24 protein-coding genes and 1 tRNA gene are annotated in these 25,454 nt (G+C 63.4%); 15 read left to right on the top strand and 10 right to left on the bottom strand.

The genetic code is table 11. The features are described 5' to 3' along the window. Positions 1-458: 458 nt before the first annotated feature. The 3 genes from ACGTN6_RS12040 to ACGTN6_RS12030 are packed head-to-tail and all read right to left on the bottom strand — an operon-like array spanning position 459 to position 3,199. On the bottom strand, positions 459-1,238 hold the full coding sequence (locus ACGTN6_RS12040) for a sulfite exporter TauE/SafE family protein (protein WP_394591819.1): 780 nt from the start codon (positions 1,236-1,238) through the stop codon (positions 459-461). 10 nt (positions 1,239-1,248) lie between these two features. Then, a complete protein-coding gene (locus ACGTN6_RS12035; protein WP_394591817.1) occupies positions 1,249-2,154 on the bottom strand; it encodes an NAD(P)-dependent oxidoreductase in 906 nt (301 codons plus the stop codon). A gap of 28 nt (positions 2,155-2,182) precedes the next feature. Further along, on the bottom strand, positions 2,183-3,199 hold the full coding sequence (locus tag ACGTN6_RS12030; protein WP_394591815.1) for a TauD/TfdA family dioxygenase: 1,017 nt from the start codon (positions 3,197-3,199) through the stop codon (positions 2,183-2,185). Positions 3,200-3,625: 426 nt separating this feature from the next. On the opposite strand from ACGTN6_RS12030, the gene ACGTN6_RS12025 reads away from it, so the two are divergent. Next, the gene (locus ACGTN6_RS12025) at positions 3,626-4,963 is read left to right on the top strand and encodes an aminotransferase-like domain-containing protein (RefSeq protein ID WP_394591812.1); all 1,338 of its coding nucleotides are present in this window, start codon (positions 3,626-3,628) and stop codon (positions 4,961-4,963) included. A gap of 163 nt (positions 4,964-5,126) precedes the next feature. On the opposite strand, the gene secF is transcribed toward ACGTN6_RS12025, so the two are convergent. From secF to queA, 5 genes are all read right to left on the bottom strand, one after another. Beyond that, a complete protein-coding gene (gene secF, locus ACGTN6_RS12020; RefSeq protein WP_394591810.1) occupies positions 5,127-6,050 on the bottom strand; it encodes a protein translocase subunit SecF in 924 nt (307 codons plus the stop codon). 9 nt (positions 6,051-6,059) lie between these two features. After that, a complete protein-coding gene (gene secD / locus ACGTN6_RS12015) occupies positions 6,060-7,910 on the bottom strand; it encodes a protein translocase subunit SecD (protein WP_394591808.1) in 1,851 nt (616 codons plus the stop codon). Positions 7,911-8,055: 145 nt separating this feature from the next. Beyond that, positions 8,056-8,394: a preprotein translocase subunit YajC gene (yajC, locus tag ACGTN6_RS12010; RefSeq protein ID WP_394591806.1), complete on the bottom strand. Its 339-nt coding sequence runs from the start codon at positions 8,392-8,394 to the stop codon at positions 8,056-8,058. Between the two features lie 81 nt (positions 8,395-8,475). After that, positions 8,476-9,594, bottom strand: coding sequence for a tRNA guanosine(34) transglycosylase Tgt (tgt, locus tag ACGTN6_RS12005; RefSeq protein WP_394591804.1), 1,119 nt, complete (start codon positions 9,592-9,594; stop codon positions 8,476-8,478). Between the two features lie 65 nt (positions 9,595-9,659). Continuing rightward, positions 9,660-10,697 (bottom strand): tRNA preQ1(34) S-adenosylmethionine ribosyltransferase-isomerase QueA, encoded by a 1,038-nt coding sequence (queA, locus tag ACGTN6_RS12000; protein WP_394591802.1) that lies wholly within the window; start codon positions 10,695-10,697, stop codon positions 9,660-9,662. Between the two features lie 139 nt (positions 10,698-10,836). On the opposite strand from queA, the gene ACGTN6_RS11995 reads away from it, so the two are divergent. The 12 genes from ACGTN6_RS11995 (at position 10,837) to ACGTN6_RS11940 (ending at position 22,122) form a co-directional block, all read left to right on the top strand. Then, positions 10,837-10,923: transfer RNA gene (locus ACGTN6_RS11995), tRNA-Leu, on the top strand. Between the two features lie 533 nt (positions 10,924-11,456). After that, positions 11,457-12,779: a TonB-dependent receptor gene (locus ACGTN6_RS11990; RefSeq protein WP_394591801.1), complete on the top strand. Its 1,323-nt coding sequence runs from the start codon at positions 11,457-11,459 to the stop codon at positions 12,777-12,779. 62 nt (positions 12,780-12,841) lie between these two features. Beyond that, a complete protein-coding gene (locus ACGTN6_RS11985; protein WP_394591799.1) occupies positions 12,842-13,267 on the top strand; it encodes a TraR/DksA family transcriptional regulator in 426 nt (141 codons plus the stop codon). Then, the gene (locus ACGTN6_RS11980) at positions 13,267-13,413 is read left to right on the top strand and encodes a hypothetical protein (RefSeq protein ID WP_394591797.1); all 147 of its coding nucleotides are present in this window, start codon (positions 13,267-13,269) and stop codon (positions 13,411-13,413) included. The genes ACGTN6_RS11985 and ACGTN6_RS11980 overlap by 1 nt, the downstream gene beginning before the upstream one ends. Before the next feature lie 3 nt (positions 13,414-13,416). Then, complete coding sequence (locus tag ACGTN6_RS11975; protein WP_394591795.1) at positions 13,417-14,469, top strand: CobW family GTP-binding protein; 1,053 nt, start codon at positions 13,417-13,419, stop codon at positions 14,467-14,469. Then, on the top strand, positions 14,466-14,663 hold the full coding sequence (locus ACGTN6_RS11970) for a hypothetical protein (protein ID WP_394591793.1): 198 nt from the start codon (positions 14,466-14,468) through the stop codon (positions 14,661-14,663). Before ACGTN6_RS11975 ends, ACGTN6_RS11970 begins: the two co-directional genes overlap by 4 nt. Further along, positions 14,663-15,076, top strand: coding sequence for a phosphoribosyl-AMP cyclohydrolase (hisI, locus tag ACGTN6_RS11965; protein ID WP_394591792.1), 414 nt, complete (start codon positions 14,663-14,665; stop codon positions 15,074-15,076). The genes ACGTN6_RS11970 and hisI overlap by 1 nt, the downstream gene beginning before the upstream one ends. Positions 15,077-15,112: 36 nt before the next feature. Continuing rightward, positions 15,113-16,498, top strand: coding sequence for a cysteine--tRNA ligase (gene cysS / locus ACGTN6_RS11960; protein WP_394591790.1), 1,386 nt, complete (start codon positions 15,113-15,115; stop codon positions 16,496-16,498). Continuing rightward, the gene (locus ACGTN6_RS11955) at positions 16,495-17,664 is read left to right on the top strand and encodes an NAD(P)/FAD-dependent oxidoreductase (RefSeq protein ID WP_394591788.1); all 1,170 of its coding nucleotides are present in this window, start codon (positions 16,495-16,497) and stop codon (positions 17,662-17,664) included. Before cysS ends, ACGTN6_RS11955 begins: the two co-directional genes overlap by 4 nt. After that, positions 17,658-18,662 (top strand): arsenic resistance protein, encoded by a 1,005-nt coding sequence (locus tag ACGTN6_RS11950; protein ID WP_394591786.1) that lies wholly within the window; start codon positions 17,658-17,660, stop codon positions 18,660-18,662. Before ACGTN6_RS11955 ends, ACGTN6_RS11950 begins: the two co-directional genes overlap by 7 nt. 47 nt (positions 18,663-18,709) lie before the next feature. Further along, positions 18,710-20,725: a threonine--tRNA ligase gene (thrS, locus tag ACGTN6_RS11945; protein WP_394591784.1), complete on the top strand. Its 2,016-nt coding sequence runs from the start codon at positions 18,710-18,712 to the stop codon at positions 20,723-20,725. Continuing rightward, positions 20,722-22,122 (top strand): dihydroorotase, encoded by a 1,401-nt coding sequence (locus ACGTN6_RS11940; RefSeq protein WP_394591783.1) that lies wholly within the window; start codon positions 20,722-20,724, stop codon positions 22,120-22,122. The genes thrS and ACGTN6_RS11940 overlap by 4 nt, the downstream gene beginning before the upstream one ends. Positions 22,123-22,149: 27 nt before the next feature. Here ACGTN6_RS11940 and ACGTN6_RS11935 read toward each other — a convergent pair whose 3' ends face one another. After that, a complete protein-coding gene (locus ACGTN6_RS11935; protein WP_394591781.1) occupies positions 22,150-22,497 on the bottom strand; it encodes a hypothetical protein in 348 nt (115 codons plus the stop codon). Between the two features lie 224 nt (positions 22,498-22,721). Between ACGTN6_RS11935 and luxS the strand changes: the two genes are divergently transcribed. After that, positions 22,722-23,246 carry an S-ribosylhomocysteine lyase gene (luxS, locus tag ACGTN6_RS11930; RefSeq protein ID WP_394591780.1) on the top strand — a complete coding sequence of 175 codons (525 nt, stop codon included), beginning with the start codon at positions 22,722-22,724 and terminating at the stop codon, positions 23,244-23,246. A 463-nt stretch (positions 23,247-23,709) separates the two neighbouring features. After that, positions 23,710-24,135 (top strand): nuclear transport factor 2 family protein, encoded by a 426-nt coding sequence (locus tag ACGTN6_RS11925; RefSeq protein WP_394591778.1) that lies wholly within the window; start codon positions 23,710-23,712, stop codon positions 24,133-24,135. Between the two features lie 77 nt (positions 24,136-24,212). Here the strand turns inward: ACGTN6_RS11925 and ACGTN6_RS11920 are convergent, their stop codons facing one another. Further along, complete coding sequence (locus tag ACGTN6_RS11920; protein ID WP_394591776.1) at positions 24,213-25,397, bottom strand: S-(hydroxymethyl)glutathione dehydrogenase/class III alcohol dehydrogenase; 1,185 nt, start codon at positions 25,395-25,397, stop codon at positions 24,213-24,215. Positions 25,398-25,454 lie beyond the last annotated feature (57 nt).

Genomic DNA, 25,454 nt, shown 5'->3' with positions numbered 1-25,454 from the left:
AAGTCATCGAGGGAAGGGGGCAGCAGATCGAGCTGCTCGCGAGACGCGCCGGTGATATAGCGTGCCATGATGAAAACTGCCCATCAGGAAACCTGATGGGCAGTGTGCCAGCCGAGGTTGTGTTTTGACACGGCCTGCGAGGGGTGGCTTTTTCGTGGGCAGAGGGGCGGCCGTCAGGGCAGCTCCTCGGCCTCCGGATCCTCCTTTCTGGCCGGAATCAGGTCCTCGCGCTGCAGCTTCAGCGGCAGCAGCAGGGCCGAGGCCAGCGTGGTCGGATGAATAGCATCGAGAATGTCGGCCAGTCTATAGAGTCCACCTGCCAGGCCATCAACATGGCCCGCATCTTGGCCGCAGCAGCAAGAATACAGGAGTCGATTACATCGAAAGTCGGATGAAATATCCCCCCATTGGCAACAGACCCGCAGTACGGGCCTGTTCTCACTTAAGAGGGGATTCTTCTACAGTACGTACTTGTAGCCGAGCGAGGCCATCAGTATCAGCATTGAAATCGATAGAGTGCCGCTAACCATTCTTGAGCCATATCGTAATGCCGAACTGCTACCCAAGTGGTTTCCCGCTAGATTGGCCAATACCAGTGGCGCCGCCAGTAGATATAAAACTTTTCCCGCCAGCATAAAGGCCGCCAGTGCGCCGATATTGGAAGAAAAGTTGAATAGCTTGGAGTTGGCGGAAGCCGCTACCAGGTCGAAGCGCAGGATGAAGTGGAGAGCCAGAATCAGGAAGCTTCCTGTGCCTGGGCCAAAGAAGCCATCATAGAATCCGATCAGGAATACCGTGATGGGAACCCCTATATACAGTTTGGAGGCGGAAAAGTGCTGCTCACCTTCGCGCAAGTTGTTTTTCGGCATGAAGGAGAGAATAATACCGACTGGTAATAGTGCGAGTATGATCACGCCCACAGTGTCGGGGTCGAAATAGAGGATCATCTTTGCACCGATATATGCACCGGCCAGCCCTGCAGGAATGCCGGTGGCGACAGCTTTCCAGATCACTTTGTGGTGTTTCACAAAATTACGAATCGCTGCCAGTGTTCCCAGCGTGCTGACAATCTTCTCCTGTCCTAGCGCCACTTGAGGGGGGAGCCCGGCAAGCATAAAGGAGGGAACGAGAATGAGCCCACCTCCGCCTGCCACGCTGTCGATGAAGCCGGCAGCAAAGGCCGATAGAATTAATGCAGCTATTACCCACGAGGAAATGTCTAGGTTGATAAACTCCATGTTCTTTTTCCTATTCCTTTCCGAGTGAGTTCCAGACGGCGCCGTGGGCTCCTGCCTGCAGAGCCTTGACCAGCGAAGAAGTGTCCATGCGCCCCAGCCCCTGCTCTTGTAGGAGGAGGTAACTTCGATCGACTGCCTTGACCAGAGGTAGGTTCACACTGTGGCTTGTGGCTTCTTCGATGCAGATGCTCAGGTCCTTGCGCATCCAGTCGATAGCAAAGCCGAAATCGAACTCTCCCCTTGCCATCGTTTCCAGCCGGTTCACCATTTGCCAGGAGCCTGCGGCTCCGTGCTGTAAGGTTTCAACGACCTTGTCGATGGGCAAGTCCACCTTTTCCGCTAGGACCAAGGCTTCGCTCAACCCCTGCAGTACCCCAGCGATACAGATCTGATTCACCATCTTGCAACGTTGCCCTTGTCCACTTTCTCCCATCAGTTGAGCCTGATAAGCGTAAGTCTCCATCACCGGCTGGACGCGCTTGAACACCGATTCCTCACCGCCGCACATGACTGTCAGGCAACCGTTTTCGGCACCAGCCTGCCCACCGGATACCGGGGCATCGATGAAATAGGCGTGAGTCGCATCACAAGCTTGCTTCAATTCAACTGCTAGATCGGCCGAGGTGGTGGTGTGATCGACGAGTACTGCTCCGGATTTTAGTCCGGCCAGAACGCCATCTTCGCCATAGGTCACATGGCGCACGTCGTTGTCGTTTCCGACACAGACGAAGATGACATCTGCCCCCGCTGCTGCTTCCCTGGGGGTATCCGCAGCATGCCCTTCATGCTCTGTTACCCACCTATCGGCTTTTCCTCGAGTTCGGTTGTAAACGGTAACCGAGTATCCACTCCGTGCCAGGTGTCCTGCCATTGGATAACCCATGACTCCCAGACCGATGAATGCTGTTTTTAACATCTTGGTCTATCTCCTTGTGATGATGGATTTAATCTACTCCTACATGCGGATAGTTATCCGAAAGTGGAATCAGTCTTGCGTTGGACTGTATGCCGAAAAGTCGAACAAGCCAGCGATCAGCCCCATCGTCTCTTGGCTGGTACCCCTCGCGGCGGTGCAGCGTGCGCTGATTGCGAATAATGAGTAGATCGCCAGGAAGGAAGACAGTGGAGATTTGGTTTTTTAGGCGTTCCAATGAGGCCTCAAACATAATAAGCGCTGCGGCGGCCCTTGGTGTTATGGGGGTGGTGTTTTCTTTGTCATAGCGACAGAAAGCCACGCCATCAGTGTCAAAAGATAGTAAGGGGAGACAGGTTTTCTTGTTCTGGCCGAAAGAGTCTGGCCTGGAAATTAGAAACTCGCTGGCACTGAGGTGTTCGATCACGCAAGAATTAAGGTCTGCCAATACTGAATCCAGGAGCGCGATGGAAGAGTGTGCTTGAAGGTCGCTTCGAAGTGCGAGAAGGGATAGGAATTCGGGGCAAGCCGAACATCTTCCCAGTACTTCAGGGGTCAGTGGAAGATCGGGGTTATCGACATGAAAGCCGAAGGTCAGTGTAGAGCCATGGGAAGATTTCTGGTGTCTTCCACCGATGGCAGGAACCACGTGACGGAAAAGTCGTCCACCATTTTCGCTACGATAGGCGACAGGGGCCAATCCTGCTAGATGGTAAATCCCGATATGTACGGCATTGGCCAGTGGTAAGCTGTCAGGGGATGCATAACCGCCGTAAGGTGTTGGTGGCAACAGGTGGTCTATTGGCAATCCGCGTATTATTAATGCGCTCTGAGTAGCATCACTCCCGAATGACCGGATGGTGTGAACCAGATCAGGCGAAAGCGCTTCGGCCAACTGGCTCCCCACCTTTTCGGCTGACCGCAACCACTCTCCGTCATCCCGCAGAGCCATCCGCCCAAGGCGCTCTCTGAGCATCGAGGCGGACTGATACGAGACGTGGCATTCACCGATCGGTGAACTCTGCCATGCGGCTTCCCTCTGCTGCATGTTAACAACACTCCCTTGTTGTCCATTAGGTCTGCTTTCAGTTAGCGATTCATATATTAATCTCCGAATGACATATGTCAATGTGTTGATTGATGTATTTCGCAATGTGCCGATGAGTCAGGAACATGCACGCTGGACCGTCGGAGAGAGTGATGGTGAGCCCTGGCCCCGCGCGCCAGGGGGCTGTGAAAGGTGATGGAGCCATCTCGTTTTGCCATGGAGCCGAGGTCAAGGCAGACAGGTGTCGAAGCCTGCCGAGAACGTTGCCTTGCTGAACTCCCTGGATTGGTGCGCTTCATGGGGGCTTTTGCAGAGACCTGCGGGGACTTAAGCTCTCACCATCCATGGATGGCGAGGGGCCGCATGGAGATGGTCTGTGGGTTCGCGTAGAATGGCGCTTGGTTTCAGAGACGTGGAAAACGCTTGATGGGTGGTGCCAAATACGCCGATATCGCTGGCGAGATCGAATCCAAGATTGATCAAGGTCAATTCGCTGAAGGCGAAAAATTGCCTACCCATCGGGCCTTGGCAAGGGAGCTTGGCACGACGTCGATGACCATCGCCAAGGCCTATGGCCTACTGGCCGAGAGAGGGCGTATCGAATCCTTCGTCGGACGCGGCAGTTTCGTGAAGGAACAGGCGCCGCTGAAACGGGCAATCCGCTGCCAGCTTTCCGATGACGAATGGAACCTCTCGATTCTGCAGCCCTGCTTTTCCGAGCACATGGAGGCTCTCCACGCCCAGTTGCAACTGAGCTTTGCTGAACTGACCAAACCGGCGCTTTATGGATACCATGAAGGCTCTGGCCCAATAGAACATAAAGCGTCCGGGATGAGATGGATGCAGCGCTACGGGTTGACCGTGCGGTCACCTGAGCAAATACTGCTGACTAATGGGGCACAGCATGCATTGTCGATCCTCATCGAGCTATTTAGTGATCCTGGCGATTGCATAGCCGTCGACCAGTGGACGTATCCAGGTCTTTTGTCCATCGCCCGCTTCCTGAAACGAAAGGTGATCGGCGTAGCCATGGATGATCAAGGGATGAATCCTGATGCGCTGGATGAAGCCTGTCGTCGTCATAAGCCTGCCTTGGTCATCCTGCTCCCTTCTCACCAGAATCCGACGACCATCACCCTGTCGCAACAGAGGCGTGAGCAGCTGGCCGAGGTCATTCAACGCCACCCACTTTGGTTAATCGAAGACGATATCTATAGTTTCTTGAATGCCGATTGCATTCCAGCCATCACCAACCTGATCCCGGAAAAGAGTTTCTTTATCCATGGCTTGTCCAAGGCGGTCAGCCCGGGATTGCGTTGTGGGTTCATCAAAGCCCCTCAGAGCCAGGTCAATGTCCTGTCAGCCTATATTCGTGCCACTGTCTGGATGCCGTCGCCGCTGATGTTCGAGGTGGCCCGCAATCTGATCGAGTCCGATCTGGCATTCGAGCTGGCGGAGGCGCAGCGGAAACTCGCCTATCATCGGCAGCGCTTGGCCAAGAAGATATTGGGGAACCAGAGATTTCGTGCTCAAGATGCCAGCTATCACCTCTGGTTGGAACTGCCAGGTAATTGGCAGGCGGATCGGTTTGCCCTGACGGCAAAGGAGCGTGGGCTTCTTGTCAGCAGTGGGAGCTATTTCAGCGCCGAAGGCGAAGAGACCCAATCCATTCGGCTGTCGTTGATGGCGATTTCCGAGGAGGCATTCCTCGACGACGGCCTGAGAGCTGTGAGTTCTCTGCTGAATGGCCCTCTTGGTGGATAACGATCATGCCGGCTAGGCTGCTGAAACTGAAGGCGGGAGAGTGATGCGAATCCGTTGGGAGTGAGAAGCTTATCGAAGAGCGATTACGCAGTGCCTGATAATGGTGATGAAATGAAAAAGCCACCCCGAGGGGTGGCTTTTTGGTGGCAGCGAGGCGGGCCCGTCAGGGCAGCTCCTCGGCCTCCGGATCCTCCTTTCTGGCCGGAATCAGGTCCTCGCGCTGCAGCTTCAGCGGCAGCAGCAGGGCCGAGGCCACGTAGATGGAGGAGAAGGTGCCGATGCCAATGCCGATGATCAACGCCACGGCAAAGTTGTGGATCATGTCGCCGCCCAGCAGCACCAGGGCCAGCAGCACCAGCAGGGTGGTGCCGGAGGTCGCCAGGGTGCGCGACAGGGTCTGGTTGATGGACTCGTTGAAGATGGCCGGCATGTCGTCGATGCGCGATTTGCGAATGTTCTCGCGGATACGGTCGAAGACCACGATGGTGTCGTTGAGCGAGTAGCCGATCACCGCCAGGATCGCCGCCAGCACCGTGAGGTCGAATTCCAGGCCGAACAGCGCAAAGGCGCCGACCACGATGATGACGTCGTGGATCAGTGCCAATAGGGCGCCGAGGGCGAACTTGTACTGGAAGCGGAAGGCGACATAGAGCATCACGATGCCCAGCGCCACCAGCATGCCCATGCCGCTCTGGTCGCGGAGCTGGTCGCCGACCTGGGCGCCGACGAACTCGGCGCGCACCAGCTCGACGCTGGTATTGCCCTGGTTGAGCAGGTCGACGACCTGGTCGCCGACGCCGGCGTCGAAGGCTTGTTGCAGACGGATCAGCACCTCGGTGGAGGCGCCGAAGGTCTGCACGGCCACGTCCTGGAAGCCGGCGGCCTCCAGGGTTTCGCGTACGCTGGCCAGGGCGGGCGCCGTGGCATAGCGGACCTCCACCAGGGTGCCGCCGGTGAAGTCGAGGCCTAGGTTCAGCCCCTGGACCAGCAGGGCAACGATCGACGCCAGCAGCATCAGCCCGGAGGCCGCGAAGGCCAGCCGGCGCTTGCCCATGAAGTCGATCTGTCGATTGATGAACGATTGCATGGCCTTCTCCTAAATCCAGAGCTTCTTCACGGGCTTGCCGCCGTAGCACAGGTTGACCATGGCGCGGGTCACCATCAGGGCGGTGAACAGCGAGGTCAGGATGCCCAGCGACAGCGTCACGGCGAAGCCCTTGACCGGGCCGGTACCGATCGAGAACAGGATCAACGCCACCAGCAGGGTGGTGATGTTGGCGTCGACGATGGAGGTGAAGGCGCGCTCATAGCCGGCGTGGATCGCCTGCTGCACCGAGAGGCCGGTGCGTAGCTCCTCGCGGATACGCTCGAAGATCAGCACGTTGGCGTCCACCGCCATGCCCAGCGTGAGCACGATGCCGGCGATGCCGGGCAGCGTCAGGGTGGCGCCGAGCATCGACATGGCGGCCACCAGCAGGGTCAGGTTCAGCGCCAGGGCGAGGTTGGCGAAGATGCCGAACACCTTGTAGCGGATCAGCATGAAGGCCACCACCAGCAGCAGGCCGATCTGCACCGAGAGGATGCCGCGCTCGATATTCTTCTCGCCGAGGCTCGGTCCGATGGTGCGCTCCTGGGCGAAGTAGATCGGCGCAGCCAGGGAGCCGGAACGCAGCAGCAGCGCCAGCTCGGCCGCCTCGGTGGGCGAGTCCAGCCCGGTGATGCGGAAGCTGTTGCCCAGTGCGCTCTGGATAGTGGCCAGGCTGATGACGCCGCGCTCGGTGTAGGGCGTACGAACGGTGGTCTCCTTGCCGTCCTCGATCACCGTGCGGTCGCGGGTCTTGTGTTCGATGAACAGCACCGCCATGTTGCGGCCGATGTTGGTGCGGGTGGCGCGGTTCATCAGGGTGCCGCCGGTGCCGTCCAGGTTGATGTTGACCTGGGGCCGACCGTTCTCGTCGAAGCTGTGGTTGGCGTTGGAGACGCTGTCACCGGTGATGATGACGTCGCGCATCAGGGTGGCGTTGCGCGAGGGATCGTTGCGGAACGGGAAGCTCTCGGTCTCGGCCTCGGGGGTGTCCGGGCGGGCCTCGAGGCGGAACTCCAGGTTGGCGGTGGCACCGACGATGCGCTTGGCGGCGGCGGTGTCCTGCACGCCGGGCAGCTCGACCACGATGCGGGCCGGACCCTGGCGCTGGACCAGCGGCTCGGCCACGCCTAACTCGTTGACGCGGTTGCGCAGCGTGGTCAGGTTTTGGTTGACCGCGTAGTCCTGGATCTCCTCCACGGCGGTGTCGGTCAGCGTCATGGCCAGCCCGGCTCCGCGAGAGCGATCGAGATTGCGGTAGTCGAACTCGGGGAAGTCGCGGCTGATCAGGCGGCGAGCCTCGTCGCGATCCTCGGGGTTCATGAAGTCCATGCTGATCGAGCGGGCGTCGACCTCGGTGTTGCGGTAGCGGATCCGCTCGTCACGCAGGGTCTCGCGCATAGCGCTGGCGTTGACCTCGAGGCGCTGGGTCAGGGCGGCCTCCATGTCGACCTCGAGCAGGAAGTGCACGCCGCCGCGCAGGTCCAGGCCCAGGGTCATGGGCGAGGCGGCCAGGGATTCCAGCCAGGCCGGGGTCGATTCGGCCAGGTTCAGTGCCACCACGTAGTCGTCGCCCAGCGCTTCGCTGAGCATGTCGCGGGCCTGGATCTGGCCGTCGGCGCTGTCGAGGCGGATGAGCACGCTGCTGGGCTCGCGTTCGACGGACTTGATGTCGATGCCGGCGTCGGAGAGGGAGGTCTCGAGGCGCTCGAGACGGCGCTCGTCGAGGGTGAATTCGCCCCGGTCGCTGCTGATCTGTACCGCCGGATCCTCGGGGAAGAGGTTGGGGAGGGAGTAGATCAGGCCGACGAGGAGCACGAGGAGTATCAGCAGATACTTCCACAGGGGGTAACGGTTGAGCATGGGGGCCCTGCCCTCAGGTTGCTGATGATGGAACGGACGCTATGCCATCACGAGCACCGGGCGGAGCCGGCCGGCCGGGCCCCGCCTCGGTGGTCGCAGGGCAGCCCGCACGGCCTTGCAGCGGTGCGGGCGCGGGGGCGTCCGGTCAGATGGACTTGAGCGTGCCCTTGGGCAGAACGGCCGCCACGGCGGTCTTCTGCACGCTGACTTCGGTGCCCTCGGCGATTTCCATGGACAGGAACTCGCTGTCTTCGCTGACCTTGGTGATGCGGCCCAGCATGCCGCCGCCGATGACGATCTCGTCACCCTTGGACAGGCCGGCGACCAGCTGCTTGTGCTGCTTGGCCCGCTTGGCCTGGGGGCGCCACAGCAGGAAGTAGAAGATCAGCACGAAGCCGACCAGCATCACGATCTGGGCGATGCCACCGCCCGGGGCTGCGCCGGCGTCCTGGGCCAGGGCCGGGGAAATGAAGAAGTCCAGCATGTACGACGATCTCCTGAGTCGCGGGAAAACCAGGCGCCTTCCATCGGCGCTGGGCGAGTGGCCACGGAGGCCGCCCGCCGATCAATTCGGTGCGGGGGGGACCGGCAGACCGCGCTGCGCGTAGAACCCTTCCACGAAGTTGGCCAATGTACCCGCTTCGATAGCACCGCGCAAACCAGCCATCAAGCGCTGATAGTGGCGCAGATTGTGGATGGTATTGAGCATCGAGCCGAGCATCTCGCCACAGCGGTCCAGGTGGTGCAGATAGGCCCGGGAAAAATGCTGGCAGGTATAGCAGTCGCACCCTTCCTCCAGCGGCCGGGTGTCGTGGCGATGCTTGGCATTGCGAATCTTGACCGTGCCTTCCCCGGTGAACAGGTGGCCGTTGCGCGCGTTGCGGGTGGGCATCACGCAGTCGAACATGTCGACTCCGCGGCGCACGCCCTCCACCAGATCCTCCGGCTTGCCCACGCCCATCAGGTAGCGCGGCTTGTCGGCCGGCATCCACTCGGGCAGGTAGTCGAGCACCTCGATCATCTCTTCCTTGGGCTCGCCCACCGAAAGGCCGCCGATGGCGTAGCCGTCGAAGCCGATTGCCTCGAGGCCCTGCAGCGACCGCTCGCGGAGTTCCGGGTACATGCCGCCCTGGATGATGCCGAACAGCGCCGAGGGCGAATCGCCGTGGGCGTCTCGCGAGCGCTTGGCCCAGCGCAGCGACATCTCCATGGACTTGCGCGCCTCGTCCTCGGTGGCCGGGTAGGGCGTGCACTCGTCGAAGATCATCACGATGTCCGAGCCCAGCGAGCGCTGAACGGCCATCGACTCCTCGGGGCCCATGAACACCTTGGCGCCGTCCACCGGGGAGCGGAAGTGCACGCCTTCCTCGGTGATCTTGCGCATCTCGCCGAGCGAGAACACCTGGAAGCCGCCGGAGTCGGTGAGGATCGGCTTGTCCCACTGGGCGAAGTCGTGCAGGTCGCCGTGGCCCTCGATCACATCAACGCCCGGGCGCAGCCACAGGTGAAAGGTGTTGCCGAGGATGATCTCGGCGCCGATCTCCTTGACCGACTCGGGCGTCATGCCCTTGACGGTGCCGTAGGTGCCCACCGGCATGAAGGCAGGGGTTTCCACGGTGCCCCGCGGGAAGCTGAGGCGCCCGCGGCGCGCCCGGCCATCACTGGCCAGGTGCTCGAAATTCATGAAGCATTCGTCTCGCATGGGATCTCTCGAAATTCGTCGGAGCGGGTGGCCGTCGGTCTCTCGGCTTAGCGGGCGCGCGTCAGCAGCATGGCGTCGCCATAGCTGAAGAAGGCGTACGCCTCGCGCACCGCCTCCTGATAGGCGGCCATCACCGTTTCGTAACCGGCGAAGGAGGACACCAGCATCAGCAGGGTCGACTCCGGCAGGTGGAAGTTGGTGATCAGGGCGTCGACCACCCGCCAGTCATAGCCGGGATAGATGAAGATATCGGTCTCGCCGCTGTAGGGCGCGATCTCGCCGTCGTCGCTTTTCAGGCAGGCCGATTCCAGGCAGCGCACGCTGGTGGTGCCCACCGCGATGACCTTGTTGCCTCGGGCGCGGGCGGCGCGCACCTGCTCGCAGACCGTCGCGGAGACCTCGATCCACTCGCTGTGCATCTCGTGGTCGCGGATGTCGTCGGCGCGCACCGGCTGGAAGGTGCCGGCGCCTACGTGCAGGGTGACGAAGGCGCTCTCCACGCCCTTCTCGGCCAGCGCCTCCAGCAACGGTTCGTCGAAATGCAGCCCCGCGGTCGGCGCGGCCACTGCGCCCTCGCGGCGGGCGTAGACGGTCTGGTAGCGCTCGCGGTCGGAGAGCTCGTCCTCGCGGGTGATGTAGGGCGGCAGCGGCATGTGGCCGTGGGTCTCGAGCAGCTCCACCAGCGGCGTTTCGCCGAGGAAGCGCAGCTCGAACAGCGCCTCGCGGCGGCCCTCGACCACGGCGCGGATGCCGCCCTCGAACTCGAGCTCGGTGCCGGGCTTCGGCGATTTGCTCGAACGCAGGTGGGCCAGGCCGCGATGGGCGTCCAGCGGACGCTCCAGCAGCATCTCGACGCGCCCGCCGCTGGCCTTGTGGCCGTGCAGCCGGGCCGGAATCACCCGGGTGTCGTTGAACACCAGCAGGTCGCCCGCCTCGAGCGTCTCGAGCAGGTCGGGGAAGCGGCGGTGCGCGAGCGCGCCGCTCTCGCCGTCGACGCACAGCAGGCGACAGTCGCTGCGTTGCTCGGAGGGATAGCGGGCGATCAGCGCCTCGGGAAGCTCGTAGTGGAAATCGGCGCGCTGCATGGGGCGAAACGGTCCGGCTGATGGGATGGACGGTGGCTCGGGAGAGCCCTGGCAAGCGGTCAAGGATACCCTGTCGACGCCGTGAAGTCAGGGCCCACGATTGACCTGCCGCTCCGCACACGTATAATGCAGCGCCGTTGCCGGTGTGGCGGAATTGGTAGACGCAGCGGATTCAAAATCCGCCGGGTGCAAGCCCTTGTCGGTTCGAGTCCGACCACCGGTACCACTTATCCATCAAGTGGTTAGCAGCATATTTCCCCTCCTCGCAGCACCCCTCCTCAGTGCTTGGTCGCAGAACGCCGCATACAGTCGTGGCAGCCGCGATGCCACATCGTCCAACTCCGCATCGAACATGTGCGCATAGCGTGACGTGACGTTCAGGCTGGAATGCCCCGGCAGATTCCGTACCGTGGTCATGCTCTCGCTGGCCTGGGCCAGCATGCTGGCGTAGCGGTGGCAGGTCGGGGAAGCGCAGATCCTTGCGGCCGGCGACACTCGGTTATTGGTTCCGTCATTATCCAGTCAGAGCGACAGCCTGTGATGCCCTCGGCCTAAAGCCGAATACCGTTCACTTGATCGGGATTGCTCCAACGCACATCCAGCCCGCCGAAAGGCGGTATGTCCCTGGTAATCGCGTGAGCCTTGGCCTGGAGTGCCTGTGCCATGGTCGCGACGGACTTTTGGGTTGTTAATCGTTATGTTATAACGTATCTTTTTTGGCCTTGAAGCATAGACCATAGAATCCGACCGGGAGCCATCATGCCGCGCCATCCGTTGCGTCTTATCTCTCCGCTGGCAAGCGTTCTGTTTTTGAGCACCGCGGCCCATGGACAAGACCACCATACTCACCAGCACGACCACGATGCCCACCAGCAGGGCCATGGCCATGACAGCGCTGTCTCCGCCTCTACCGGTCTGGACATCTCTGCCGCCTTGACCGTGGAGGGTATCTACCACAACCGCTTCTCGGGTGAGGAAGGGGCGCCGGCCGGCTTCGGTCATGGCGCAGGCCACGATGACCACGGCCACGATGACCACGGCCACGATGACCACGGTCATGATGACCACGGCCATGATCATGGCTTCGACGAAGGCTTCAACCTTGGTCACTCGGAACTGATGCTGCAGGGGCAAACCTCGCTGTTCGAGGGGCAGGCCGTGGTATCGCTCACCGAGGACGACGTCAGTCTCGAGGAGGCCTTCCTGGCGACTCGCGCGCTGCCGCATGGGCTGCGTCTCAAGGCCGGCAAGTTCCTGTCGGACATCGGCTACGTCAACAGTCGTCACCCCCACGCCTGGGACTTCATCGAACGCCCGCTGGTCAACGAGTATCTATTCGGTGATCACGGCCTCCAGGAGACCGGCGTGCAACTCAGCTGGTCGCCGTCGCCCCGTACCACCCTGGGCACCGAGTGGCTGCAAGGGGACAGCGAGCGTCTCAGTCGCTTCGATGAAGGGGGCAGCGAAGAGCAGGATAGCGGCCCGCGGCTGGTGACGGTCTTCGCCAAGCAGCGCGCCGCACTGGGCGAGGGCCAGACCCTCGATTACGGTGCCTCCGCCGGTTTTAACCGTCAGTATGCCCGTCTCGACGACCACGGAGATCATGCCCACAGCCTGGAAGGCGACAACTGGTTCGCCGGGCTCGATGCCCGCTTCCACCATGACGCCGGGCGCACGGCAGGACACGGTGACTGGCAGCTAGGGGCTGAATACTTCTACACCGAGCGTGATCTGCAAGAGCAGGTACAGCATCACGACCACTGGCATGCCCATGAAGCGTTCACGGAGCGTCAGGATGGCGCCTATGTGGAGGCGGTCTATGGCGTGGCTCCCCGCTGGGAGGTCGGGTTGCGCAGCGAGGCACTGGGGCTGACCAACGAGACCATCCATGCTCACCCGAGTGAACTGGAATCCTCCGAGGCTTCCTATCGCCACAGCAGCCAGGCGACCTGGCGCTTCCGCGACCATGCCTTTCTGCGCGCCCAGCTGAGTCACGAAGACTTCGCCGGTCAGGACGAGAGCTGGGTGGCCATGCTGCAGTTCAATGCCACCTTTGGCCAGCACGCCGCGCATGCCCATTAACTGAAAGCACGGCGCGGCGATGAGCGCGGTGATGCGTGTGTCAGTCGCTGGAGGATAGCGCAATGCCAACTGCTGAAGAGACCAGCCTGCTGTCGATGCCGGATGATGCCTACATGAACGATGAGCAGTTGGCGTTCTTTCGCCGATTGCTGTTCGCCGACAAGGCCCGCATCGAGGAGCACCTGGGGGAGATTCGTGCCGCCATGGCCTTGCATGAGCGCGACAGCGACGAGCTGGACCAGGCGGCCTTCGAAGAGGAGCTGCGCCTGGCCTTGCGTCAGGCGGATCGAGAAACCCGGTTGCTGGCCAATATCGAGGCGGCTCTGCGGCGGATCGAGGAGGGCGACTATGGCTACTGCGAAGAGACCGGTGAGCCCATCGGCTTGCCACGCTTGTTGCTACGTCCTACCGCACGGCTTTGTCTGGAGGCGAAGGAGCGCCAGGAGCAGCGCGAGAACCACTACCGCAAGACGCGAGGCGAAGGCTGATGACGTTCCTGCCACCGATCCCGCCGTTGACCGTGCGCTGCGGTTTGCCCCGCGCCGGCAAGACCATCCTGCTCGATGACGCGACACGCCTGGCGAGCCACCAAAGTGCGCAGGCGCTGCCCGATCCCTTCCCCGCCTGGGGGTAAACCATGCCCGTGTCGACTCTCATCCCCGTCAATGTCATCACCGGCTTCCTGGGTAGCGGCAAGACGACGCTGCTCAACCATTTGGTCCGGCGGCCGGCCATGGCCGATACCCTGGTGGTGATCAACGAGTTCGGCGACATCGGTCTCGATCACCGACTACTGGTCGAGGGTGATGACCAGACCGTGGTGGAGCTCAGCAGCGGCTGTTTGTGCTGCACCCTGCGCGGCGACCTGAGTCGCACCCTGCAGCAGGCCAGTGAGGCGGTCGAGCGCGGCGAGACCCGAGCCTTCCGGCGCGTGCTGATCGAGACCTCCGGTCTGGCCGATCCGGCGCCGATCCTGCATACCCTGATGACCGATCACTGGCTGGCCCAGCGCTTCCGTCTGGATGGCGTGGTCTGCCTGGTGGATGCCGCCAACGGCCTGGCCACCCTCGACGCCCACCGCGAATCCCGCCGGCAGGCAGCGATTGCCGATCGGCTGCTGATCAGCAAGGCCGACCTGGTATCGGAGGATCACCTCTCTCGGCTCATGGATTGCCTGGGCCGATTGAACCCCGCCGCGGAGCAGCTCCAGGTCTGCCGGGGCGTGCTGGCTCCCGACCTGATGATCGGGGCCGGGCTGCACTCGGATGACGGACGCCCACGGATCGACGGCTGGCTGCGGCCCGCGGCCTATCCGCAACGCAGGCTCGGTGACCTCCATGCCCAGGCCCCTCACCCCGAGGAAAGCCCCCATGCCGACGGCATCCAGGCGTTCTGTTTCAGCGTGGCCGAGCCGATCCGGCCCGAGGCCCTCGAAAACTGGCTCGAACTGCTGATGTCGCTGATGGGCGAGCGGGTGCTGCGCCTCAAGGCGGTCGTACACCTCACCGACCGCGAGACGCCCATGGCCCTGCACGGGGTGCAGCACATCTTCCACCCGCCGGCGCCCCTGCCGAGAGAGGCCGCGCCCGACGGTATCTCGAGGTTCGTCTTCATTACCCACGACATCGAGGCGGAGACCGTGTCGGAGTTGTTTCACTACTTCCATTCCGCCAAGGAGCCGGACACATGACCCAACCCTTCCTCGTCGATATTGCCGAGGGCAACGCCCGTCAGCCCGCCCACCTGGCCTGGGGCGGCATGCAGGCCATCGACTTGCCGCTGCAGGCGGCAGCGCGGCCCATGGCCGCGAAGGCTGATGCGGGCGGCAGCTTGTGTGCCCACGACGCCGTGGTGCGCAGCGAGTGGAACTGGCAGGAGGCGTGATGGACATCTGGATGCAGCTGGAGAAGGCCGAACGCGGGGAACGCCGATCACTCGCATCGGTGCTCGAGGCCATTCCCTGGAACGCCGACGGCCTGATCACCGCCATCGCCCAGCAGCACGACAGCGGCGAGGTGCTGATGCTGGCCTGGATGAACCGTGAGGCGCTGCGGGAGACCCTGGACAGCAGTCGGGTCTGCTATTGGTCGCGTTCGCGGCAGGCCCTGTGGCGCAAGGGCGAGAGCTCCGGTCACCGCCAGTACCTCGTCGAGGCTCGGCTGGACTGCGATGGCGATGCCGTGCTGCTGCGGGTCGACCAGCAGGGGCCGGCCTGCCATACGGGACGGCCCAACTGCTTCTACAACGCCATTCGTGACGGCTCGGTGGAGGTCATCACCGCACCGCTGAGCCCCTGACGGACCTGCCGACCGACCCCAACGCCAGGGAGCACGATGCAACTCTTCAATACCCTGACCCGTCGCCGCGAGACGCTGCGCACCGAACGGCCGGACCGGGTGACGCTCTATGTCTGCGGTCCCACGGTCTACAACTACGCGCATATCGGCAACGCCCGTCCGGCGGTGGTCTTCGATCTGCTGTCACGGGTGCTGCGCCATGACTATGCGGAAGTGGTCTATGCCCGCAACTTCACCGACGTGGACGACAAGATCAATGCCGTCGCCGCCGCGGCCGGGGTGCCTATCGGCACTATTACCGAGCGCTACATCGCCGCCTACCACGAGGACATGCGGGCGCTTGGCGTGCTGCCGCCGGACCTCGAGCCGCTTGTCACCGAGCACCTTCCCGAGATCATCGCGCTGATCGAGACCCTGATCGCACGCGGCCACGCCTACGAGGCCGAGGGGCATGTGCTGTTTCAGGTCGGCTCCTTTGCGGAGTACGGCCAGCTCTCGGGCCGTCGCCCCGAGGAGATGCTGGCCGGGGCCCGGGTGGAAGTGGCCCCCTACAAGCGCGACCCGCTGGACTTCGTGCTGTGGAAGCCTTCCACGCCCGAACAGCCGGGCTGGGAGAGCCCCTGGGGGCGCGGACGGCCCGGCTGGCACGTGGAGTGCACCGCCATGATCGGCGAGCACCTGGGCCACACCATCGACATTCATGGCGGTGGTCAGGACCTGATCTTCCCCCATCACGAGAACGAGATCGCCCAGGGCACCTGCGCCCACGGCGCCCGCTACTGCCACACCTGGGTGCACAACAGCTTCGTGACCGTGGACGGTCAGAAGATGTCGAAGTCGCTGGGCAACGTGTTGCTGGTACGCGACCTGCTCGACCAAGGCCCCGGGGAGGCAGTTCGCCTGGCCCTGCTCGGCACTCACTACCGCCGCCCCCTGGACTGGAACGCCGAGCGCCTTTCGCGCGCACGCCGCACCCTGCTGCGTCATTACCGGGCCCTGGCCGAGGTCGAGTCCCTTGAGGCCATCGACACGCCCCCGGACGCCGAGCTGCTGGCGGCGCTGCGCCGCGACCTCAACGTCGCCGAGGCGCTTGGCCGCCTGCAACAGCTGGTGGATGACCTGAAGGCCGTAGACAGTGAAACCGATCGTGCCCGCGCCAAGGGGAGGGTGCTGGCCTCGGCCCGGCTGCTCGGCTTGCTCCAGCAGGCCCCCACCGAGGCCCTGGCTGCGCTGGCCTCGGAACGTGCCGACCTGCCGGTGGCGCGCATCGAGGCGCTGGTCGCCGAGCGCGAACACGCCCGGCAGCAGCGCGACTTCGCCCGCGCCGATGCCCTGCGCGACGCGCTGGCCGAGCTGGGTGCCGAGGTGCGCGATACGCCTGAAGGCCCGCGCTGGCAGCCAGCAGCGGAAGTGTCGACATGAGCCACGTCGAGCAACAAGAACCGAAGGAGATACCCAGCGTGGATGTGGTCATCGTCGGCGCTGGCCCGGCGGGCATTGGCACTGCGCTCGAGCTCGAGCAGCTCGTCGATGTCGAATACGTCGTGCTGGAAGCCAACGAGGTCGGCGCCTCCTTCAGGCGCTGGCCGTCACAGACGCGCCTTATTACACCTTCCTTTCACAGCAATCCCTTCGGCCTGGCGGACCTGAACGCCGTCGATGCGGAGAGTTCCCCGGCGATTTTCGCAGGGGCAGAGCACCTGAATGGCGAACAGTATGCCGATTACTTGACGTTCGTGGCACGGGCGCGTGACCTGCCCATCGTCGAAGGCTGCGGGGTGCGCCAGGTCGAACATCTGGAGAAGGACGGTTTCCTGCTGGAAACCGAGCGGGGCACGCTGCGTACCCGCTTTCTGGTCTGGGCCACCGGGGAGTACCAGTTTCCCGACCTGGCGCCATTCCCCGGTGCGCAGTGGTGCGTTCACTATGCCCAAGTCAGCGACTGGCAGGCGCTATCGGCGTCGGACGATCCCTCGTTACCCCATACGGTCATTGGCGGATATGAAAGCGGTGTGGATGCGGCCGTCAATCTGGTGCGGCTGGGGCACCGTGTCCGGCTGCTGGCGCGCAAGTCTACCTGGGGGCAGGAAGGCCCTTATGACCCCAGCCTGTCGCTGTCGCCCTACAGCCGTGAGCGGCTGGCCGAGGCGCGCAAGACCGGCCGGCTGGATATCGTCTTCGGTATCGATGTGGTCGAGGTCGTGCGCCATGGCGAGAGCGGTTTTCGAATCCATGCAGCGGATGGCAGCCACTGGGACACCGTCCAGGCACCGGTGTTGGGTACCGGCTTTCATCAGGGGGGTGGGGCGCGTCAGGTCTCTGCGCTATGGGACTGGACGGAAGAAGGGCATATCGCCCTGACGGAAGCCGATGAATCCACCCGTACCCCTGGGCTGTTCCTGGTGGGGCCACAGGTACGCCACGACCGCCGCATCTTCTGTTTCATCTACAAGTTTCGCCAGCGCTTCGCTCTGGTGGCTGGGCAGATTGCCGAGCGTATGGCGTTGGACGTCGATGACCTGCAGCGCGGTTCCGGGGCCTGGGGACCGTTCGGCAATAGTGACTGTTGCGAGGGGTGCGAATGTTGAAGACGGCTCGATATCTTGGCGCTTTCGGCTCCACAGGCCTGCTGCTCGGTGGCATGGTGTCGGGCGCTGCCATGGGCCACTACGCGCCTACGGGCGGCCAGTGGCTGGGCGAGTGGATGGACGCCACACTGCTACTGCTGATTGTCCTGCTGCTGGTGGGCGTGCGCTTTGGTTCCTTGCTCAAGGCACTGCGACACCTGCGATTCCTGGGCGCGGCGATGCTGGCCAACTTCGTGCTGATTCCCGCTATCGGCTTTCTCATCGCTTCGCTGTTTCTGGGTGCCCACCCGTTGCTGATGGTGGGTCTCGCGATCTATTTCATGTCGCCCTGCACCGACTGGTTCCTGGGATTTACACGTCTGGCCGACGGCAACGTGGCGCTGGGGACGGCACTGATTCCCATCAATATGCTGGTTCAGCTGCTGCTCTATCCGGTCTTTGTCTTTTTGTTCACACGCAATGTGGTGGAGGTGGACAGCTCCCTTATCGGCAGCGCCTTGCTGCAATGGTTCGTGCTGCCATTGGCGGTGGCGTTGGCAGCACGGCACGCACTTCGCCTCATGGTGGGAATCGAACGTTTCGGTCACCTGTTGGCATGGGCCGATCGCTGCACACCGCTGGTATTGGCACTGCTGGTCGCGCAGATCTTCGCCGACAATATTGGCGTCATCCTGGAGCATGGCCGGGTCTTCATCTGGCTGCTGCTGGCGGCATTCACCTTCTTCGTGACCACCTTCTTGCTGGGGGAGGTGGCGAGTCGCCTGGCAAGGCTGCCCTATCCCGAGCATGCGCTGTTGACCATCACCACGGCCGCTCGCAATGCCCCGCTCATGCTGGCGGTGACGATGGTGGCGCTGCCTGATCAGCCACTGATCTATGCCGCCATCGTGATCGGCATGCTGCTCGAATTTCCCCACTTGGCGTTGCTGCGCCACTTGCTTCTGCGCTCCAGGCGAGCCTCTAACAGCGCGGCACCCGTTTCCAGAGCCATGACGTAATGTTCGGTTCTGGCGCCACTCCTTCCCATTAACATACGAATTCAAGCATGGCAGACACTGAACAGACCTCCGAGACCCTCACCATCACCCTGCCGGACGGACGCGAGCTGACGTTGACCGCTCCCACCTGCGTGGCGGAGATCGCCGCCGCCATCGGTCCCGGCCTGGCACGTCAGGCGCTGGCCGGCCGCGTCGATGGCCAGCTGATGGACGCCTGCGACCCCATCACGTGGGACGCCCGAGTGCAGGTGATCACGCCCCGTGATCCGGAAGGGCTGGAGATCATCCGCCACTCCTGTGCCCACCTGGTGGGGCACGCCGTCAAGCAGCTCTATCCCGATGCCGAGATGGTGATCGGCCCGGTCATCGACGATGGCTTCTACTACGACATTGCCTTCGAGCGCCCCTTCACGCCGGAGGACCAGGCGGCCATCGAGGCGCGCATGTCCGCGCTGATCGCCCAGGAGTACGACGTCGTCAAGCGGCGGGTACCGCGAGAGGAGGCCATCCGGATCTTCCGCGAGCGCGGGGAGGGCTACAAGCGGCGCCTGATCGAGGAGATGCCCGACGAGGCCACCCTCGGGCTCTACTTCCATCAGGAGTACGTGGACATGTGCCGTGGCCCCCACGTGCCCAACACCCGCTTTCTCAAGCACTTCCGGCTGACCAAGCTCTCCGGCGCCTACTGGCGGGGCGACGCCCGCAATGCTCAGTTGCAGCGCCTCTATGGCACCGCCTGGGCCGACCGAAAGGCGCTCAAGGCCTATCTCAAACGCCTGGAAGAAGCCGAGAAGCGCGACCACCGCCGCCTGGGGCGCCAGTTGGGGCTGTTCCACTTCCAGGAAGAGGCCCCCGGCGCAGTGTTCTGGCACCCCGGCGGCTGGACGGTGCTGCAGACCCTGATCGCCTACATGCGCCGCCGCCAGGCCACCGGCGGCTACGTGGAGGTGAACACGCCGGACATCATGGATCGCGCTCTGTGGGAGACCTCCGGCCACTGGCAGAACTATCAGGAACACATGTTTACCACGCGGACGGAGGATGGCCGCGACCTGGCGCTCAAGCCGATGAACTGCCCTGGCAGCGTGCTGCTCTATCGCCATGGTCTGAAGAGCTACCGCGACCTGCCGATCCGCATGGGCGAGTTCGGCAAGGTGCACCGCTACGAGCCCTCCGGCGCCCTGCATGGCCTGCTGCGCGTGCGCCACTTCACCCAGGATGATGCCCATATCTACTGCACGCCCGAGCAGATGAATGCGGAGTGTCGCCGCGTGGTGGCGCTGGTGCTCGACATCTATCGGGAATTCGGCTTCGAGGAGGTGCGCCTCAAGCTCTCCACCCGGCCGGAGAACCGCATGGGCAGCGAGGCCGTCTGGAACCGCCTGGAGGGCGCCCTGACCACGGCCCTGGAGGCGATGGCGCTGGAGTACGAGCTCAACCCCGGCGAAGGCGCCTTCTACGGGCCCAAGCTGGAGTTCGTGCTGCGCGACGCCATCGGCCGCGACTGGCAGTGCGGCACCCTGCAGGTGGACATGAACCTGCCCGAGCGCTTCGGGCTCGACTACGTCGACGAAGAGGGCCAGCGCCAGCGTCCGGTGCTGCTGCACCGAGCGCTGTTCGGCTCCCTGGAGCGCTTCCTCGGCATCCTGATCGAGCATCACGCCGGCAAGCTGCCTGCCTGGCTGGCGCCGCAGCAGGCGGTGGTGATGTCGATCACCGAGGCCCAGGCCGACTATGCCCAAGCGCTCGCCGAGGCACTGTGCGGTGCCGGATTGCGCGCCGAGGCCGACGTGCGCAACGAGAAGATCGGCTACAAGATCCGCGAGCAGACCCTGCAGCGCACGCCCTACCTGCTGGTCGTCGGCGGCCGAGAGGCGGCCCAGGGGGAGGTCACCCTGCGCCACCGGGACGGCACCGATCTCGGCACCCTCGGCGTGAAGGACGCCATAGCCCTGCTCGAGGGAGAGTGTCGGGCCCCTGACCGTGACGCCCAGCGCCGCGCACAGGCGGCCCGGCTGCAGCGCCTGCGCGCCCCGGGGAACGCCGAGGAGGCCTCCGCATGAGCCTGCACAACGACCTCGACGCGCGCCTGGCTCGTCGTCATGCCGACCTGCTGGTACTGGGTGGCCGAGTGGTCACGCCTTCCGGCACCGAGTGCCTGGATGTGGCCTGCCTGGGCGGACGCATCGTGGCTCTCGGCGAGCTGCGCGGCGTCTGGACCGCCGCCAGCACCCTGGAAGCCGCCGGCCTGCACGTGCTGCCCGGGGTGATCGATACCCAGGTGCACTTCCGCGAACCGGGCCTCACCCACAAGGAGACCCTGGAAGCGGGCACCCGCGGCGCCGTGCTGGGCGGCGTCACCGGCGTCTTCGAGATGCCCAACACCACCCCTCTGACCCTGACGAAGGAGGACCTGCAGGCCAAGTTCGACCGCGCCCGCGGCCGCGCCTGGTGCGACCACGCCTTTTACCTGGGCGGCTCGGCGGTCAACGCCGAGCGCCTCGCCGAGCTGGAACGGCTGCCCGGCTGCGCCGGCGTCAAGGTGTTCATGGGCAGCTCCTTCGGCGACTTGCTGGCCGATGACGACACCGTGCTGCGGCGTATCCTGAGTCATGGCCGGCGCCGCCTGGCCGTGCATGCCGAGGACGAGGCACGGCTGCGCGAACGCCGCGCCCTGGTGGAGGCCAGCGGCGACGTCTGCGACCACCCCCGCTGGCGCGATCCACAAAGCGCGCTGATGGCCACCCGGCGCATCGTGGGGATGGCCGCCGAGAGCGGCCGGCGGCTGCACGTGCTGCACGTCTCCACCGCCGACGAGATGGCCTACCTGGCCCACCACAAGCGCCGCGTCAGCGTCGAGGTGACCCCCCACCACCTGACGCTGTGCGCGCCGGAGTGCTATGAGCGCCTGGGCAGTCTGGCCCAGATGAACCCGCCGGTGCGCGACGATGCCCACCGCCGGGGACTGTGGCAGGCGATTCGCGATGGCGTGGTGGATGTGATCGGCAGCGACCATGCGCCCCACACCCGCGAGGAGAAGGCCAGGCCCTACCCGGACTCACCGAGCGGCATGACCGGCGTACAGACCCTGGTGCCCATCATGCTTGACCACGTGCACCAGGGCCGGCTCAGCCTGCAGCGGCTGGTGGACCTGACCAGCGCCGGACCGGCCAGGCTGTTCGGCATCGAGGGCAAGGGACGCATCGCACTGGGATACGACGCCGACCTGACCCTGGTGGATCTGAGCGCCCGGCGCACCATCTCCGATGAGTGGATCGCCAGCGTCAGTGGCTGGACGCCCTACCACGGCCAGTCGGTCACGGGCTGGCCGATCGCCACCGTGATCCGTGGCCAGGCGGTGGTGCGCGACGAAGCGCTGGTCGGCCGCCCCCAGGGGCAGCCCATGGCTTTTCTGGAGGCAGCGCGACAACAAAGTCCCGGCGTGAGCGCCAGGGGATGACAGGGCCAGCCGCTCCCGCGGTGGTGGTCAGCGCACTACGTCGAGCGGCCCATGATCGTCGCAGTGGTCACCGTGAGGATGGTGCAAGTGGCCGTTGACCAGATAGTCGGTGTGATCGCCATGCGGCACCGGCTCGTGGCCGCACCCCGGGCCGTGTACATGATCCGGATCGTGCCCGTCGCACCGGTGGTGCGGGGTGCAGGCATCGGGGTTTTTATCGGACACCTCGATGACGTGCTCATCCACGTGATCCTCATGGGGATGATGCAAGTGTCCGTCGTGGAGGTAGTCGATGTGACCATCGTGCTTGATGCGCGTGTGGCCGCAATCCGGGCCGTGCTCGTGGGGGTGGTCGCGGTGAATCTTGCAGCTCATGGTGACCTCCTGGGGGTAGCCTCACGGGGTAGGTAGGCGTCACGGTGCGCCTCGGATGTCTCTGCCGCCATGCCAAACATCCACTTCATGAACACCATGCTAGTCCCCGCCAGGCATTTATCCAGCGCCTGGCGTTGGCGAACAGGCGGCGCGGCGATATACCATGTTCGCACTGGGCTCGGCCTGTGCTGCCGCGCTTTTCCCCATTATCTGCAGGAGCCGACATGCCGCTACTCGATAGCTTCACCGTCGACCACACCATCATGAGCGCCCCCGCGGTGCGCGTCGCCAAGACCATGCGCTCCCCCTCGGGCGATACCATCACCGTCTTCGACTTGCGCTTCAACAAGCCCAACGAGGACATGATGGGAGAAAGGGGGATTCACACCCTCGAGCACCTGTTTGCCGGCTTCATGCGCCAGCACCTGAATGGCGATGGCGTCGAGATCATCGACATCTCCCCCATGGGCTGTCGCACCGGCTTCTACATGAGCCTGCTGGGCAGCCCGAGCGAGCAGAGCGTCGCCGATGCCTGGCAGGCCGCCATGCACGATGTGCTGAACGTCGAGCGCATGGAGGAGATTCCGGAGCTCAACGAGCATCAGTGTGGCACCTACCTGATGCACTCCCTGGAGGAGGCACAGGAGATCGCTCGGGGTATCATCGAGCAGGGCATCGGCGTCAACCGTAACGACGACCTGGCCCTGAGTCCCGAAAAGCTCAAGGGGCTTGGCAACGACCTGGGATAGGCTTCGCTCTTCTCGCCTTGCTCGTCACCCTGACCCTTGCCCCGCCGGTCGGCGGTGGCGTGCACGTGTACGATTTGACGACAGAAATCGGCCGACCCGGATGACGATTTCGCTGCTCTCGAGGTGCAGGTCGTCTCCCTCGAGGGCGCTCTGCCCCCGAGGGAGACGTAAGCTTTTCGATCGACCGTAGGGGCATGGTGCTCCTCTGGTGTTGGCGTACCGATGTCCTAAGTCATCCTACGGTAGGGTGTGCGGTCAATTTTGTTATAATATAACATTGCATTATTTAGTGATTCCAGACGACGTGGTCCCGCTTCAGGCGCTGGATGATGCCGTCAGGACAGTACGCACCGGCTCAAGTCATTCTACCGGCGAGAGCATCGCCAGCGTGTCAAGACCTGGCTCCCATGCGCCGACCGTGAGCTTTCTCCTCCACCCATCCACCGGATACAGAGTGATTGCCATGCCTCACCCGACCTTCCCGCCCTTGAATGAGCGCGATGCCGAATTCTGCCTCAATGCTGCCACGAGGACCCTGGAACGCTGGGCCATCGCCGTGAGCCGAGGAGAAAAGGAAACACTCCTGTCACTCTATGCCGAGGACGCCATCCTGGTACCGACCGTCGCCAATGACGTTCGTGACAATCGCCTCGCACGGCAGGCCTATTTCGACGATTTTCTCGCCAAGGAGGCACTGACGTGCGAGCTGGGCGAATTCTCCCGCCGCGTCAGCCGCAAATTGGGCACGGTGGTGATCGGCGGGCACTATACGTTCGGCCATCTCCTCAATGGGGAGATGATCACGATTCCTGCACGCTTCCTGTTTACTTTCGAGGAGATCGTCGGAGAGTGGAAAATCACCGGGCACCATTCGTCCCAGCTCGCCTGATGACGTCTTGCGTCGTGTGAAACGTCAGACGCCCCTGCTGCTTGGCAGGGGCGTCGCCGGTTAGATGGGTCGTGGAATCAGGCTGGCTCGGGCGTCTTCTTCGTGTCACCGATCGTGCTGCCGGGCAGTGGGCCCGTCATCGTATCCTGCGGTTGATAGTGGATCACCGAGCGAATCGACTCGCCACGATGGAGCAGGTCGAACGCGGTGTTGATGTGGTCATGATCCATGTTGTGGGTGATGTAGGGATCGACGTCGAAACGGCCCGCCAGCCATTCGTCGACCATTCCCGGCAACTCCGAACGACCCAGTACACCGCCGAAGGCGCTGCCGCGCCAGACGCGACCGGTCACCAGCTGGAACGGACGTGTGGCGATCTCCTCGCCGGCTCCCGCGACACCGATGATGATGCTCTCGCCCCAGCCCTTGTGGCAGCATTCGAGCGCCGCGCGCATCAGGCGCACGTTGCCCACGCACTCGAACGAGAAGTCGACGCCGCCGTTGGTCATGTCGATGAGCACCTCGTGCAACGGCTCGGGATGGTCGTCGGGATTGAGGCATTCGGTCGCACCGAGCGATTCGGCCAGGGCGAATTTGGCCGGGTTGATGTCCACGCCGATGATTCGACCGGCCCCCTGCAGCTTGGCGCCCTGAATGACCGCCATGCCGACCGCCCCCAGACCGAACACCGCGACCGTATCACCGGGCTGCACCTTGGCCGTGTTGCGTACCGCTCCCATGCCGGTGGGCACCGCGCAGCCCATCACGCTGGCCTTGGCCAGCGGCGCGTCGCGACTGATCTTGGCCACGGCGATCTCGGGCAGGACGGTGTACTCACTGAAGGTGCTGGTCCCCATGTAGTGGCGAATCATCTTGCCCTTGTAGGAAAAGCGACTGGTGCCATCCGGCATCAGACCCTGCCCCTGCGTCTTGCGGATGGTCTGACACAGGTTGGTCTTACCGGACTGGATGTACGGACAGTTGGGGTCTTCCGGCGTGTAGAGCGGAATGATGTGATCTCCCGGTATCACCGAGGTCACGCCCTTGCCGATCTCCTCGACGATGCCGACACCTTCATGGCCCAGCACGCACGGAAAGAGCCCTTCCGGGTCCTTGCCCGAGAGCGTGAACATGTCGGTATGGCAAAGGCTGGTGGTGACGATTCGGACCAGCACCTCGCCCGCCTTCGGCCCCTCGAGGTCGATCTCCTCAATCTCTAGCGGACGATTAGGCTCCCAGGCAATAGCGGCGCGCGTTTTCATGTTTTGCTCCAGGTGAATCAGACGGTGTTTTGTTATGTTATAACATTGCATTTAAGG

This window comes from Halomonas sp. B23F22_20 (genome assembly GCF_043496985.1).
Lineage (GTDB): Bacteria > Pseudomonadota > Gammaproteobacteria > Pseudomonadales > Halomonadaceae > Halomonas.
This window is presented reverse-complemented; position numbering and strand designations above follow the sequence as displayed.

Bases quoted from the DNA above. Each gene is read 5' to 3' on its own strand.
- thrS (WP_394591784.1), top strand. From the start codon at position 18,710: ATGGCAGACACTGAACAGACCTCCGAGACCCTCACCATCACCCTGCCG.
- ACGTN6_RS12030 (WP_394591815.1), bottom strand. From the start codon at position 3,199: ATGCAGCAGAGGGAAGCCGCATGGCAGAGTTCACCGATCGGTGAATGC.
- queA (WP_394591802.1), bottom strand. From the start codon at position 10,697: ATGCAGCGCGCCGATTTCCACTACGAGCTTCCCGAGGCGCTGATCGCC.
- secF (WP_394591810.1), bottom strand. From the start codon at position 6,050: ATGCAATCGTTCATCAATCGACAGATCGACTTCATGGGCAAGCGCCGG.
- ACGTN6_RS11950 (WP_394591786.1), top strand. From the start codon at position 17,658: ATGTTGAAGACGGCTCGATATCTTGGCGCTTTCGGCTCCACAGGCCTG.
- secD (WP_394591808.1), bottom strand. From the start codon at position 7,910: ATGCTCAACCGTTACCCCCTGTGGAAGTATCTGCTGATACTCCTCGTG.
- tgt (WP_394591804.1), bottom strand. From the start codon at position 9,594: ATGAATTTCGAGCACCTGGCCAGTGATGGCCGGGCGCGCCGCGGGCGC.
- ACGTN6_RS11990 (WP_394591801.1), top strand. From the start codon at position 11,457: ATGCCGCGCCATCCGTTGCGTCTTATCTCTCCGCTGGCAAGCGTTCTG.
- ACGTN6_RS11980 (WP_394591797.1), top strand. From the start codon at position 13,267: ATGACGTTCCTGCCACCGATCCCGCCGTTGACCGTGCGCTGCGGTTTG.
- hisI (WP_394591792.1), top strand. From the start codon at position 14,663: ATGGACATCTGGATGCAGCTGGAGAAGGCCGAACGCGGGGAACGCCGA.
- ACGTN6_RS11975 (WP_394591795.1), top strand. From the start codon at position 13,417: ATGCCCGTGTCGACTCTCATCCCCGTCAATGTCATCACCGGCTTCCTG.
- ACGTN6_RS11920 (WP_394591776.1), bottom strand. From the start codon at position 25,397: ATGAAAACGCGCGCCGCTATTGCCTGGGAGCCTAATCGTCCGCTAGAG.
- ACGTN6_RS11935 (WP_394591781.1), bottom strand. From the start codon at position 22,497: ATGAGCTGCAAGATTCACCGCGACCACCCCCACGAGCACGGCCCGGAT.
- ACGTN6_RS11940 (WP_394591783.1), top strand. From the start codon at position 20,722: ATGAGCCTGCACAACGACCTCGACGCGCGCCTGGCTCGTCGTCATGCC.
- ACGTN6_RS12040 (WP_394591819.1), bottom strand. From the start codon at position 1,238: ATGGAGTTTATCAACCTAGACATTTCCTCGTGGGTAATAGCTGCATTA.
- ACGTN6_RS12025 (WP_394591812.1), top strand. From the start codon at position 3,626: ATGGGTGGTGCCAAATACGCCGATATCGCTGGCGAGATCGAATCCAAG.
- ACGTN6_RS11925 (WP_394591778.1), top strand. From the start codon at position 23,710: ATGCCTCACCCGACCTTCCCGCCCTTGAATGAGCGCGATGCCGAATTC.
- ACGTN6_RS11970 (WP_394591793.1), top strand. From the start codon at position 14,466: ATGACCCAACCCTTCCTCGTCGATATTGCCGAGGGCAACGCCCGTCAG.
- ACGTN6_RS11985 (WP_394591799.1), top strand. From the start codon at position 12,842: ATGCCAACTGCTGAAGAGACCAGCCTGCTGTCGATGCCGGATGATGCC.
- ACGTN6_RS12035 (WP_394591817.1), bottom strand. From the start codon at position 2,154: ATGTTAAAAACAGCATTCATCGGTCTGGGAGTCATGGGTTATCCAATG.
- ACGTN6_RS11955 (WP_394591788.1), top strand. From the start codon at position 16,495: ATGAGCCACGTCGAGCAACAAGAACCGAAGGAGATACCCAGCGTGGAT.
- yajC (WP_394591806.1), bottom strand. From the start codon at position 8,394: ATGCTGGACTTCTTCATTTCCCCGGCCCTGGCCCAGGACGCCGGCGCA.
- luxS (WP_394591780.1), top strand. From the start codon at position 22,722: ATGCCGCTACTCGATAGCTTCACCGTCGACCACACCATCATGAGCGCC.
- cysS (WP_394591790.1), top strand. From the start codon at position 15,113: ATGCAACTCTTCAATACCCTGACCCGTCGCCGCGAGACGCTGCGCACC.